The 13921-nt window shown below is 29.7% G+C and carries 15 protein-coding genes and 1 other annotated feature; of the genes, 12 read left to right on the top strand and 3 right to left on the bottom strand.

Features of this window, described 5'->3' with window-relative positions; all coding sequences use genetic code 11:
- Positions 1-105: 105 nt before the first annotated feature.
- The 9 genes from KPL51_RS00140 (at position 106) to KPL51_RS00100 (ending at position 9384) form a co-directional block, all read left to right on the top strand.
- Positions 106-1590, top strand: a complete 1485-nt coding sequence (locus tag KPL51_RS00140) for a methyl-accepting chemotaxis protein (RefSeq protein WP_216155544.1) — start codon at positions 106-108, stop codon at positions 1588-1590.
- A gap of 122 nt (positions 1591-1712) precedes the next feature.
- On the top strand, positions 1713-2042 hold the full coding sequence (locus tag KPL51_RS00135) for a hypothetical protein (RefSeq protein ID WP_216155540.1): 330 nt from the start codon (positions 1713-1715) through the stop codon (positions 2040-2042).
- 178 nt (positions 2043-2220) lie between these two features.
- Positions 2221-2907, top strand: a complete 687-nt coding sequence (locus tag KPL51_RS00130) for a response regulator transcription factor (RefSeq protein ID WP_216155538.1) — start codon at positions 2221-2223, stop codon at positions 2905-2907.
- Positions 2908-4290 carry a sensor histidine kinase gene (locus tag KPL51_RS00125; RefSeq protein ID WP_216155535.1) on the top strand — a complete coding sequence of 461 codons (1383 nt, stop codon included), beginning with the start codon at positions 2908-2910 and terminating at the stop codon, positions 4288-4290.
- A gap of 36 nt (positions 4291-4326) precedes the next feature.
- Complete coding sequence (locus KPL51_RS00120; RefSeq protein WP_216155532.1) at positions 4327-5847, top strand: hypothetical protein; 1521 nt, start codon at positions 4327-4329, stop codon at positions 5845-5847.
- Positions 5848-6014: 167 nt separating this feature from the next.
- On the top strand, positions 6015-6863 hold the full coding sequence (locus tag KPL51_RS00115; RefSeq protein ID WP_216155528.1) for a phosphatase PAP2 family protein: 849 nt from the start codon (positions 6015-6017) through the stop codon (positions 6861-6863).
- Between the two features lie 50 nt (positions 6864-6913).
- Positions 6914-7072: a hypothetical protein gene (locus tag KPL51_RS00110; RefSeq protein ID WP_216156159.1), complete on the top strand. Its 159-nt coding sequence runs from the start codon at positions 6914-6916 to the stop codon at positions 7070-7072.
- A gap of 369 nt (positions 7073-7441) precedes the next feature.
- Entirely contained in the window at positions 7442-8848 is a 1407-nt protein-coding gene (gene cysS / locus KPL51_RS00105; RefSeq protein ID WP_216155524.1) for a cysteine--tRNA ligase, read from the top strand.
- A gap of 245 nt (positions 8849-9093) precedes the next feature.
- Positions 9094-9384, top strand: coding sequence for a hypothetical protein (locus KPL51_RS00100; protein WP_216155521.1), 291 nt, complete (start codon positions 9094-9096; stop codon positions 9382-9384).
- Positions 9385-9638: 254 nt separating this feature from the next.
- On the opposite strand, the gene KPL51_RS23195 is transcribed toward KPL51_RS00100, so the two are convergent.
- Positions 9639-9794 carry a hypothetical protein gene (locus KPL51_RS23195; protein WP_312888274.1) on the bottom strand — a complete coding sequence of 52 codons (156 nt, stop codon included), beginning with the start codon at positions 9792-9794 and terminating at the stop codon, positions 9639-9641.
- 258 nt (positions 9795-10052) lie between these two features.
- Positions 10053-10282, bottom strand: a binding site (T-box leader).
- 290 nt (positions 10283-10572) lie between these two features.
- Here KPL51_RS23195 and KPL51_RS00090 point away from each other — a divergent pair.
- The 3 genes from KPL51_RS00090 to KPL51_RS00080 all read left to right on the top strand — a co-directional run bounded on the left by KPL51_RS00090 (position 10573) and on the right by KPL51_RS00080 (position 12670).
- A complete protein-coding gene (locus KPL51_RS00090) occupies positions 10573-11058 on the top strand; it encodes a hypothetical protein (RefSeq protein WP_216155518.1) in 486 nt (161 codons plus the stop codon).
- A gap of 29 nt (positions 11059-11087) precedes the next feature.
- Positions 11088-11918 carry a type I phosphomannose isomerase catalytic subunit gene (locus tag KPL51_RS00085; RefSeq protein WP_216155514.1) on the top strand — a complete coding sequence of 277 codons (831 nt, stop codon included), beginning with the start codon at positions 11088-11090 and terminating at the stop codon, positions 11916-11918.
- 62 nt (positions 11919-11980) lie between these two features.
- Complete coding sequence (locus KPL51_RS00080) at positions 11981-12670, top strand: peptidylprolyl isomerase (RefSeq protein WP_376770066.1); 690 nt, start codon at positions 11981-11983, stop codon at positions 12668-12670.
- A gap of 112 nt (positions 12671-12782) precedes the next feature.
- Here the strand turns inward: KPL51_RS00080 and KPL51_RS23190 are convergent, their stop codons facing one another.
- The gene (locus tag KPL51_RS23190; protein WP_224853427.1) at positions 12783-13199 is read right to left on the bottom strand and encodes a hypothetical protein; all 417 of its coding nucleotides are present in this window, start codon (positions 13197-13199) and stop codon (positions 12783-12785) included.
- Between the two features lie 64 nt (positions 13200-13263).
- On the bottom strand, positions 13264-13707 hold the full coding sequence (locus tag KPL51_RS00070) for a cell wall hydrolase (protein ID WP_216155511.1): 444 nt from the start codon (positions 13705-13707) through the stop codon (positions 13264-13266).
- Between the last annotated feature and the right edge of the window lie 214 nt (positions 13708-13921).

Genomic DNA, 13921 nt, shown 5'->3' with positions numbered 1-13921 from the left:
GAAAATTGAATTGAAAATTTTAAAAAATATAGTATAATTTGCGCATTTATAGTATAATTTGGATATATATTATGTGTATAATTATTTTATGAGGGGGATAAAATTATGCAGTATGGAAAGGAAATTACTAAAAGAAATAAAAAGACTTTAAACTTTAATCTTGTAGCTATATGGATATCTACTATTGTATTATCATTGCAAACTACAGTGGTACAAGGTATAAATGCAGGCATTGAAGTTTTGATGATAACTGGAATATCGTCAATAATTGCAAGCATTTTTTATATTTCAAAGATTAATTTCAGAATTAAGGGATTACTATTAAACATATCAATACTTTTTGGAAGTTTATACTTGGCTCATTTACAAGGGGGATTGGAATCTGGATTTTTATTATATATTACATGCCTATTATTGGTAGCATTATATAGTGATATTATTTTGTTGTGTATTTATGGATTTATTTTAAATTTTTCTTTGATTTTAATGTACTTTATTTCACCAACATCGATGCTGGGAGCTAATATTAAAATTAGCGCCTTTGTAAGTAGCATAGCTATAATAAATATCAGCATACTTTTATTATGTCTACTTTCAAAATGGAGTTCAGAGTTAATTCGCGAAAGTATTGAAAAAGAGACAAAAACTTCGAAGTTGTTAGACAAATTAGAAAATACAATGAGTGGTATAGATAAAAGTACCGGAGTCTTAAATAAGAGTATAGAAAAATCTAATGTAAATATAAATATGGTAATGGAAATAAGTGATGATGTAGTTTCTGCAGTTAATGAGATGACGAATGGAATATCTATGCAAGCAGATAATGTCAGAAACATAAGCCAAACCATAATGGATACTTCAAATACTGTAGAAGAGAGTAAAGAAATTTCACTGAAAATAGTAAGTGTTTCAGAAATAGTGAACAATGAAGTCACAGAAGGAGCACAGCGAATTAAAGAAATGGACAAGCAGATGGGAATAATTAAAACTGCTGTGAAATCTTCTTTAGATACAGTAATTACTCTCCGAAAACAAATGAGTGATATTGATAGATTTTTAACTGGAATAAAAAACATAGCGCAGCAGACAAATTTATTAGCTTTAAATGCTTCAATAGAAGCTTCAAGAGCGGGAGAAGCAGGAAGAGGGTTCTCAGTTGTAGCTAAGGAAGTTGCAAAACTCGCAGAGGAAAGTAATAGTACTGTTGAAAATATTTACAAGGTTATAAAAAATACAAGCACAACAACTATTGTGGCTTTAGGCGAGGCTCAAAAAGGTAATGAGGCAGTAAATATGGGGGACCAAATTTCTAAAAAACTTTACGGTACATTTGAAAGTTTAATTACTGTATTCAAAGAGTTAAATTTACACATTTCAAAGCAAAGCAAAATTATAAACGGTGTTAAAGACACATTTGCTGTAGTTGATGCTGAGGTACAAAATATTGCTGCAGTATCTGAGGAGTATGCAGCTACTACCGAAGAAATCTTATCCGTAATACATGAACAAAACAATAAAATTTCTCGAATTGCACAGGAAATCCAGGAAATTAAGCATATTAGCAATGATTTAAACAATATGATAAAATAAGTTAATTAATAAATTATTAATACATTCTTAAGGTCTAGTTAATATTTGACTCTATTTATATGATATAATTAAGTCATTACTTAGAAAATAAATACTGAAAATGAAAGAAGGAAAATATTATCATGGAATATACGAAGGGCAAAAACATAATTTCAAAGTTAATGAAATCAGCAATATCTATTGGTATTTTTATCGTTTTAGTAATCACAATACCTTATATAGCTATCTTTGTTATTAGAGCCTTATTTTTTATTGCTGTTTTCGGAGTTTTAGCATGGTATGGGTTTAAACTAGTAAAAACAATTAAAAATTGTATATATAAAATAAGGACAAAGAACGATGCTACTATAAAAGCTGATATATCCAGCAATGACACATTTACAGCAGATTCCATTGATATTAATTATGAAGATAATACTATTATTGATGTGGATTATGAAAAAGTAGATTAAGATATATTCTATTAAAGTTATAGTATGTTTATAAAGGACAGTTTAGAGACCAGTCTGTATCTTAGATTGGTTTTTTGTTTGTTTACTTTTATAAGCACTTTATTTTAAGTTATAAATCTCTTATAAATTATAGCAATATTTGATATAATTTTAGTAATAGCTTGATAGGGGGCGACCAATGAGTAGAATATTAATAGTAGAAGACGAAGAGTCTATTAGGAAGTTTATTAAAATTAGTTTGAAGAGAGAAAAATTTGAAGTTTTTGAGGCTGGATCAGCGGAAGAAGGTTTGCAAAAAATACTTCAGGAGAATCCAGATCTGATTATATTAGACATTATGCTGCCGGGTATGAATGGCTTTGAACTTTGTGAAAAATTAAAAAAGCAAAATGAAAACATTGGAATAATCATTTTAACAGCTAGAGGACAAGATATGGATAAGATAATGGGACTAGAATTTGGTGCAGATGACTATATGGTTAAACCATTTAACCCATTGGAGCTTATTGCAAGAATTAATTCGCTTTTAAGGCGAATGAAACATAAAAATAAAGAACAATCAAATTTTATTAATTCTAGAGAATTTAGAATTGATTTATATTCAAAGAAAATATTCAAAAATGATATAGAATTAGACTTAACTCCAAAAGAATTTTTACTTATGAAAATGTTTATACAAAATCCTAGTAAAGCATTGAGCAGAGATGAACTTTTAAATGTAATTTGGGGATATGAGTATATAGGAGATACTAAAATAGTTGATGTGAATATTAGAAGACTTAGAAGTAAAGTTGAAAAAGACCCATCACAGCCTCAGTATATTGAAACAGTTTGGGGTACCGGGTATAGATGGGGGGAATCTTAAGTGAACTCCCTAAGAACAAAGCTTGCTGGGAGCTATTTATTAGTAATATTGATTACTGTCATAATTGTAGAGGGATTTTTAATAGCAGGGACTAAAAAATACTATTATAAAAATGTAGAATCAAATTTATCCAATCAGTTAATGTTATCTACGAGCTTTTATAATACATATTTAGCATCAGCAAATGTGAAGGAAAACGTAGCTAATAATGTAGATGTATTTTATGAAAAGATCAATGCGGAAGTTCAAATTATAGATTTAGATGGATTTGTGATTATGGATTCCTTAGGAGTAATGCCAGAAAAAAAATTGGAGAGTAATGATTTTATAGAAGCATCAGCTGGGAAAGTTGGTAGCATAATTGATAGACAAAAGTATGAAAATGAGGGGGTTATGACAGTAGCATATCCACTAATTTATAATGGAAAAATAAATGGGGTATTGAGATTTATAACTTCACTTAAGAAAATTGATGATGATATTTATCAGTTATCTAGATTTTTCTTAATTACTGGTGGGATGGTTATTATAATTTCGGGAATAGTAAGTATTTTTATTTCTAGTATTATTACTAGCCCTATAAAAAAAATAATGAGTGGTGCAGAAAAAATGGCCAGCGGCAATTTCATTGAGAAAATCAAAGTAAATTCAGATGATGAATTAGGACAACTAGCAAAAACCTTAAATTATATGACAGAGGAAATATTGAAGAGTGAAAGAATGAAGGATGAATTTATTGCTTCTGTTTCACATGAACTGCGAACTCCATTAACATCTATAAAAGGATGGTCTATTGTTTTAAATTCTAGTGAACTTGAGGATGTAGAAGAACTTAAAGAAGGGCTTGAAATTATAGAACAAGAATCCGATAGATTAACTTTTTTAGTTGAGGACTTGCTGGATTTCTCTAAATTATCATCAGGAAAAGTATCTATAAAAAAAGATTTTGTTGATTTAAAGGACATTTTAAATAATATTAAAACGCAGACCTTACCTAGAGCTTTAAAGGAAAATATCCATCTTAACTTAGTTATAGATGAAAATTTACCTAAAATATTTGCAGATAGAAATAGGTTAAAACAAGTGTTTATAAATGTTTTGGATAATTCATTTAAATTTACACCTGATGGAGGAAATGTAAGTATACGAGTTAATTTAGAGGGTGAAAATATTGTTATTCAAATAATTGATACAGGATGTGGCATACCAAAAGATGAATTACCAAGAGTAAAAGAAAAGTTTTTCAAAGGTAAGAATGCAAATTCTAAAAATGGAATAGGACTTTCTATATGCGATGAAATTATAAAGCTTCACGAAGGTGAACTTCAAATTAATAGTGTGCTTGGCAAGGGAACGGAAGTATGTATAATTATTCCAGTATAAGATGAAAGCATTTATGCTATGTAAGGGAGAAAAGTTATGAAAAAAATATTATCACTATTTATTTTAGTAATAGTACTTATAAATTTAACAGCCTGTAATAATGTTGATTTATCATCGACAAGCAGAGTAATCCCACCTAAAGTGCCGCTTCCAATAGTTGGTGTTTGGAAGGTTGAGAGCTATGCTTATTCAACTGTGTCTAAGATGCTTGAAGAGGAAGCCAAGGAGTGGATTGGAAAAAAAGCTTGGTTTGAAGAACAAAAAATTGTTTTACCAGATGATAAGTGTGAGAAACCTGAATTTAAGATTAAAAGTGTTGATACAAAGACATATTTATATAACAATTACAAATCTTATATGGAAAATCTTCATATAAATCAAAATGAAATTAAGATTATTACTATTACCTCTAATCAAAATTATTTTAGAGACATTATAAAAATTGATGATGGTAAGATCATTTTAATAAAGGATGGTGTATTTTTCTTTCTGTCAAAACAAGCGAATGGAAACAAAACAAGCATGGATGATATTGAAAATGAAAATCAATTACCCTATAGTAAATTAGAATCATATATAAAGAAACATCAATCTGGTCTTTTATTGGGGCTAAAATATTATAAAACTGTTGATTATAAATTGCCTTATGATAATAAAAATAGACCAATATTGGAACCTATATATAGAACATTATGGATTAGTAATGACGGGTCAATTCAGCCAATATTAGAACTGCCCTTTTTATTTGTTCCAAGGAGAACTGGGTTTTGGAAACTCCAGGTTAAGAGAGAAATTACTAATAATTATGGTCGGGATTTTTTAATAGCAGCTCCCATAGAAAAGGAAATTAAAAGTGAAATCATAAAAGTTCAGAATGAATATTATTATGATTTTAAAAGCATTAATTTTGTTGGAAATGATTATGTGTGTTATGAAAGAGACATTGCAGGTACTACAAATAGTGATAAGCAAACAACAGAGTCGCATTCATTGGAAGTGGTTCCACTTGACACTATATATACTGGGTCGGAAGTCCCAATTTCTGCATCAAAGGTATTAGGAGAAAGGGGAATAGAAGGCCTAAATTCTGGTGCAAAATCATATTTAAAAACTATATCTGGAAGAGATAAAAATTTATTAAAAGATACTCCATCACCAACAAATTTTGGACTTTTTAGAGAAAATGGGAAATGGTTATTACGTGGAAGATTAGACTATTTAAGCCCATCTGTAAAAAATGAGTATGTTGACTTTAATCTTCCTAACAAACCCCCCGATAACTTGGTAAACTATGATTCAATATTTCCATCATGGGAGGTTATAAAACAAAAGGTACCCAATGCAGTAGATGGATATACCTCCCCAAATAAGGATATTGTAGTTGTACTAACAAAATCAAAATTATTGGTTTATGCTATAAAAAATAATGCTTTAGGGAAATCACCACTAAAAGAGCTTCAACTTAAAAATTCAGAGATATCTGTTATGGCACAATGGGCCACAGATGATTATGTTAAAATTTGGTCTGATGAAGTAAAGAAAATAAAAGGAAAATAGTATATTCATAATTTTTATATAAAAAGTATTTAAAATTACAATTAATGTAAATTTAAAAGTTAACTTTTTTATATAAAATTACCAAGGAATATAAAGGAGTTTATTATACTATTGAAGAATACCATATAATATAAAAGCTTTACACAGTAGATGGGAGGACATACAAAATGCAAATAGAAATCATCAAATTTATACAATCTATAACATCACCATTTTTGGATGTATTCTTTCAATTAGTTACAATGACAGGAGAAGAGTATTTTTACATTATTGCGGCAGCTATAATATTTTGGTGTGTAAATAAAAAGTTTGGTTATAAATTAGGCTTTGCATTATTGACAGGCACAATTGTAAATACTGTGTTAAAGGATTTAGTAAATGCATCAAGGCCTATAGGAATTTCTGGAATAAGATCACTAAGAGTTCAAACTGCTACAGGACAATCTTTTCCAAGTGGACATACTCAAGGAGCATCTACCTTTTGGGTTTCCTGGATGGTTCGTTTGAAAAGAAAGTGGATTTATATAGTTGGAATTAGTGCAATCATTTTAGTTGCATTCTCTAGAATGTATCTTGGAGTGCATTACCCCATAGATGTAATTGGTGGAGTTGCGGTTGGAACTATATGGGTCTTTATTTCTAATTATATTTTTGAATATGCAGAATCAACAAAAAAAGCTTGGATATTAATGATAATTGTTGTACCCATGCTTATTGGAATGATTTTTTTAAAGGAAAAAACTTATTATACAATATCAGGAACAGTGTTTGGATTTTTTATTGGATATGTACTAGAGTCAAAGTATGTGCAGTATGATGTTAGAAATACTAAGATAAAACAACTAATTAAATTATTGTTTGGATTAACTGTTCTCATAACTTTAAAATTTATATTAAAGAAAATTTTACCCATTAACATTTTTGCTGATTTTTTTAGATATTTTGTTGTTGGATTGTGGATTACCATAGGAGCCCCTTGCATATTTAAAAGATTTCTTGGAAACACTGAATTTTAAATTAAAAAATTCAAAAGAATAAAATTTTAGAAATAGAAGAACCTATAGATATGAATATAGATAAGGGAGATGCTTTTATGCCTAAAGATAGCCAACCGGATAATAAATTTTCGAGATTAGTTAAAAGTAACTATGATACTCCAATAACTAGAGAAACTGGAAAAAATCAAAATGCTACAACTAAAAAACAGTCCGCCGATAGAAAATAAGAAAAACAGGAGTAAATAAACTTTATTTACTCCTGTTTTTTATGCAGGTTTGTAAATTAAAGATAGTCTAACAAGTTAATTGTTAGGCATAAATCATATAATTACTTAAGAAATAAAAAAAAGTTGTTATAATTTATTGCATTATCACAATATTATGTTAGAATTTATATATGTTATTTATTTGTGAAGAAAGTAATAAATTATTAGTTTGTGATAGTTATTCCCAGGTAAAAGTCTGTGGTTGTTTATACTTTGAAGCTGCAGTATGCCTGTGGCTTTTTATATTTTTAAATGCAATGGTTTAACTATTAGTGTAAGTTTCTACAAAGTAGTGGGTGCTATTATACTATTTAAAAAGGAGTGAATATATTGAGTTTTTATGTTTATAATACTTTGACTAGAAATAAAGATGAATTTATACCTTATAAAGAAGGTAAAGTGGGTATGTATACTTGTGGACCTACAGTTTACAACTACGCACATATAGGTAATTTAAGGACATATATATTTGAAGATGTGCTTAAAAAATCCTTAGAGTATGTTAATTATAAGGTTAAGCATGTAATGAATGTAACTGACGTAGGTCACCTTCAATCTGATGGAGATGAGGGTGAAGATAAGATGGCCCTGGGCGCAAGCCGTGAGCATAAAACTGTATGGGAAATCGCTAAGTTTTATGAAGACTCTTTTTTTGAAGATTGCACCAAACTTAATATAAAAAGACCGACAATTGTGTGTAGAGCTACAGAGCATATACCGGATATGATAAATCTTATAAAGATACTTGAAGAAAAAGGCTACACTTATGTTTCTAATGGAAATGTATATTTCGAAATTGATAAGTTTCCAAATTACACTAAGCTTGCAAATATTAGTATAGATGAGCTTAAAGCAGGAAGCAGAGTAGAAATAGACCCTAATAAGAAAAATCCACTGGATTTTGTGTTATGGTTTACAAACTCTAAGTTTTCTAATCAAATTATGCAGTGGGAGTCACCCTGGGGCAGAGGATTTCCAGGCTGGCATTTAGAATGCTCGGCAATGTCTATTAAATATATTGGTGAATATTTAGATATTCATTGTGGAGGAATAGATCATATTGCTATACATCATACTAATGAAGTAGCTCAATCTGAAGGGGCACTAGGGCATAAATGGGTTAAGTACTGGATGCATGCGGAGTTTCTAGTAGTAGATAATGGTAAGATGTCAAAATCTACTGGTGGATTTTTAACTGTAGCAAAACTTGAAGAAGAAGGATATAGTCCGCTTGATTATAGATATTTCTGTCTTTTATCTAAATATAGAAAGCAGTTAGTGTTTAGTTTTGATAGTTTATCTGAAGCTAAAAAGGGACTTAAAAAACTAAAAGATAGAATAGCCACTGTTTTAATTGCTGTGGATGAAAATGATTTAGTAAGTGATGAGAAAATTGAAAGGTACAAAGAAAGATTCGCATCTTATATCAGCGATGATTTAAATATAGCAAATGCTTTCACTGTACTCTTTGATGTTTTAAAAGATGAAGAACTGAGTAATAAGGAAAAATCTATACTTGTAGAAGATTTCGATAAGGTATTGTCCTTAGACCTTATGACAATGGAGAATGGAGATTCAAAGGTAGATGAGAAACTTATAAATAAGCTTATAATTGAGAGGGCTGACGCAAGAGCTAGTAAGAATTGGGCGAGAGCGGATGAGATAAGAAATGAATTTATAGCTATGAATATTGAACTTCTGGACACTAAGGAAGGAACAACTTGGAAGACTAAATAGATACATTTAAATAAGCTAGCATGCTAGCTTATTTAAATGTGACTCGGTAGTAATTAATAAAGTAGCTATGAGCAAAATCATAGCTGCTTTATTTTAGCCCGAATTTTAATTAATATATTTTTAAACTTTAATATAGAAAATTAAGAGAAATATGTAAAAGAGATTGAATAAAATTCATTTACATTTTATAATTTATATTAGATGATATTAATAAGTAGAATTTAAATAATAAAGGAGAGGATATAATGACAAGATTTATATTGTTAGTGTCAGCGGTATGTATTGCAGTAATTGGTATAACTTATTTAATCCATAGGTTAGTTGGTAGAAAAAAATATGCTAAATATATTCCAGCAGTTATTTTTCTTCTTATGGGAATATATAATGTGTACATGATTAGGAATAATCCAGGTGAAGGGTTTGGAGATTTAATAAAAGCCTTGTATTTATTTGTATGTGCTACTTGCGTTATAAGCGGAGTGTGCACAGGGGTGTTTATTGACTTTATTTTACCCAAGCTATATTCAAAAAAATAGAAGCATGGTGACAGATAGACTTTAAACTTTAATGAGAAATAAGGTGCATGTATTAGGAAATGGAGGTAGAATTGTGCAAACAAATTTACCTCCGTTTTTTTGTATATACAATAATACATTATGAGTCAACAACATTTCACAAGGTAATAATTTAAGGTGCAATTCTATCTCTATCCCTTGGGAACAGAGTAACTTCCCGTACATTTCTAAGACCTAAAAGTTGAGCATTTGCTTATAAAATTGAGGGCTTTGTGCTAGATATGCTTTTTTTCAAAGTATTTAAGCTCAAATAAACCAGTCCCACCTTCAGTCCCTTCTGCCACTATTTTTGGACTATATACCTGTGTAATGTCCATGTTCTTTAAAAGTTTAGCAAAACCTTGTGCTAAGGCAGCTTGTATTTTAAAGATAGCATTGGTCTTTAAGTGTCTTAAGGTTAAAAATCTATTGTTTAAAAGAGTATCTATATTTACGTCTAAATCTTCTTTATTAATTTCTACAGGTAAGTCCTCTGTAACTCCGGATATAATATTTAATGTTCTGACTAATACTTCAATTTCTTTAGTTTCAGCATTTCTTTCTTTAACCTCTCAAATTACTTCAACTACAGATTCAAGTTTTAAACCTTTAATATCTATAGCTTTATACGTCAAAAAACTCTCACTCCATATAGGAGTGAGAGTATAAATCCCACGGTACCATCCTAGTTAATCATAAATAATTGATTCACTTTATTCCTTTTAACGGGGGAACCCGATGCATTCTAATGACTCAGCAAAGAGATTTCAAATGTACAACTCCGAGATGTCTTTCGGTATAATGATTCTTATTAGGCTTACACTATTCCTAACTCGCTTAGAAGAATTCATTAACTTACTGTTCTCATCATAAATTTTAAATAAGTATAACATTACTACTTATTGTTGTTAAGGCGAATTTATTGATAATATTGTTTGTTTTTGGTCCGCAATTAGTAATATCTTCAAGATATAGAACCGGAAAATGGAAATGCATAAAATTATGATAAATTAGTCAGTTAGGTTAAGAAGTTATTAAAAAAACTGTTTAACCCTATTGCAGTTTACTTTTTCTAGTGCACTATAAGATAAATTAGTTTATAATATTATGTATGGCTTGGGAAAAAGTAAATATTGCTAAATGAAATAATTTAGATTTGAGGTGATGAATATGGATAGAGTATCTTTAAAAGCTTCAATAGTAATTGGAATTATTGGTATAATTTTAATATCACTTATATATTTTAGACCGGTGAGTATTGAAAGAAACTATAGTGCATTTATGTATGCTGACAATAGTGAATTTCAAAAGGTAACTGAAATTAAACTTGTTGGAAAATTAAAAAAGAAATTATCTTTAAATCATGTATTTACTGGAAGTGTAGAAGTAGATGGAATTAAAGAACAAGTTATTTTGAAGAGGATATGGGCTAAAAACAATATTTTTAAAACTATGGGATATAACACCTTTATAGAAACTAAAAACATTAAAAAAGGTGAATATGAAGTAACGGGAACGCTTGATGCATCAAAGGATTTTAATAAAATACTTATAAGACTTGGTAAAGTAGACAGTAAATATAATGAAAACATTAATATTTGTGGGCCAAGTAGTACTAGAGAAGAGGCAATAGCTATTGTAAAGGATATGGAGTAAAATAATTAAAAATTATTGGAGGAATCGTAATGTCTAAAGAATTAATTTTGAAATTAAAACCATACATAAGTGAAAAAATATGGGGATGGGAAAAATGGGTACTTTCATGCCATGAAGATGGGAAATCTACAATAGAAGAAGGTATTTATGAAGGTCAAGAGTTATCTCAGGTTTTAGGATGTGGTAGTAATTTCCCTATACTAAGTAAAATTATAAAAGCAGAAGATAATTTATCTGTCCAAGTACATCCAAATGATGAATATGCTAGAAGGGTAGAGCATTCTAATGGGAAAACAGAGTGTTGGTACATATTACAAGCAAAAGAGGGTGCAACTTTAATATCAGGAATAAAGAAGGGCTTAAACAAAGATAAGTTAAGTCAAATTATAAAAGAAGATAAATTAGAAGATTATTTAGAGCGGACTAATATAAAAAGAGGAGATTTTATCTATATACCAGCTGGAACAGTACATGCAATAGAAGCTGGAGTAAAGCTTATTGAGGTACAGCAAAATAGTAATATTACATATAGGCTTCATGACTGGGGACGTGGTAGGGAAGTACATATAGAAAAATCCTTAGACGTTATAGATTATAAAGGTGAAAATAATGGTGGTAAAATTGATAATTTCTCTAAATTAGAGACACCATATTTTAAAGTAGAAAAAGTAATTGTTCATAACAATTATGTAGACAGGGTTGTTGAAAGTTTTCATAGCTATATCGTAATAAGTGGTGAGGGTATAATAAAAGCTAATAATATGCAAATGAAATTAAAAGAAGAAGAAACAATTTATATATCAAAAGGAGTAGAGTATATACTTGAGGGGAATATGGAATTAATTAAAGCTAGTGTATAAAAGTAACCCAAAGTAGTATTTTACTTAATTTTTAATAATAAACAAAAGGGAGCGATTATAAGATGAAGAGAATTAAGAGTCGAAAGAAAGTAATGGCACTATTTGTAGTATTTTTTGTAATGTTTGCAGTAGGATGTTCTAATAAGGACCAAAATAAAGTTGAGAGTACCACTAAAGTAGCGGAAAAGGTAGAAACTTCTAAAGAGATTAAAACAGAAAAAACAGCAAATGACAAAAATCCAATAGTTACTATAGAGATGGAAGATAGTTCAATTATAAAGGTAGAATTATATCCAGAGATTGCACCTAATACTGTTAGAAATTTTGTTTCACTAGTACAGAACGGTTTTTATAATGGATTAATTTTTCATAGAGTAATGCCAGGTTTTATGATACAAGGTGGTGACCCAGAGGGAACTGGAAGTGGTGGGCCAGGGTACTCAATAGCTGGAGAGTTTAGCAATAATAAGTTTGCTAATACACTAAAGCATGAAAGAGGAGTAATTTCTATGGGTAGAGTAAATGGTCAGCCAAACTCAGCTGGATCACAATTTTTCATAATGGTTCATGATTATAGTTCTTTAGATGGCGATTATGCTTCTTTTGGTAAGGTTATAAAGGGGATGGAAATAGCAGATAAAATAGTTGCTGTAAAGACTGAAGGTACTAAACCTATAAAAGATCAAAAGATGAAAAAGGTTACTGTAGACACCTTTGGAGTAAAATATGGTGAAGTAGAAAAGGTGAAATAAAATGAAAACTCTTATGTTTATAGCATAAGAGTTTTTGTTTATTGAAATTAAAGTTATATGTTTTTGAGATTTCATTTTGAAATTAATGTAAAAACTTTGATTAGATTTAACTTTATGGAATACATTTTACAGGCTGAGGATCAAAAGCTCTCACAAATTTGATGGAATATATATCACACATTAACATATCATTTGTACCAGCTTCTTGAATAACAATAAAACTAATTCCAACTTCTTTTAAAATGCCTTCTCTATCTATTAGCATACTAGTGCCAATTAAAAATTCTATCTTTATATATTTACCTATTTGCGTTGTCAACCAACCTTGATTATAAAGTGGATTATTTACTATGGGGGAGCCGGGGGCAATATCAAAGTCTTGGTTATTAGTAGAGGTCTCAAACATAGGTTTTTGTCTTGTATCATCAAGATTGTCAAAATCTTGAATTGGCATCATTGGAGGTTCAAACATAGGGTAAGCATTCCACATTGGAGTTCCATTAAAATTATTAGGTGGTACTATAAACATAAAATATCCTCCTTAAAAATATAATTAATCATTATTTAAAGGTATTATTAGCAATGATTTTTAATTAAGTTGTAAAATATTTGGCTGTGGGATTATAAAAGCAATGTTGAGCTACGCTAGCTTGGTAGGTGCCACTACCATTAAAAGGAAATAGATATGGACAACCTGGTGCAAAGGGATTAAAATACCACAAGGAAGAACCTGTTGTATATAACCTATGACCAGATAGTGCCCAATCGGCAATATCATAATGGATTTGTTCTGGTGGACTTGACCAAATGGTTTGTGGGTTATTCATGCCATTAAGTACAGAAGTTGCACAATCAAATTGCCCTGGTTGGAATATAATATTTCTTAGATCGCCTTGACCTAGTGTAAAATATTCACCATCGACTACATTTACTCTGTTCATAACTACAGAGGCCACACCTTTCATTCCATTTTCGCCTTCTCCCCCGGCTTCACATTTTATTATTCTAGCCAATAACTCTCGAGCACTGTAAGCCATCAATAGTCATCTCCTCAATTTACTTTACAGTATTATTATATTCATGATGTTAAAAATGGTACATAAAAACTAAAAGAAATTACATCTAGTAGTGCTGTCCATCCAACAAGTGGATTAGAGGTCTTTACGTACAGAATGTTGTAAATCTATTGAAAGTTTGATATAATTAATTAGCATTTGTAGTCTCATTTTATGAGATATTATTATTACTTGC

Source organism: Clostridium bowmanii, from assembly GCF_018861315.1.
Classification (GTDB): domain Bacteria; phylum Bacillota; class Clostridia; order Clostridiales; family Clostridiaceae; genus Clostridium_AD; species Clostridium_AD bowmanii.
The sequence above is the reverse complement of the archived record's forward strand: the minus strand, read 5'-3'. Positions and strand labels throughout refer to the sequence as shown.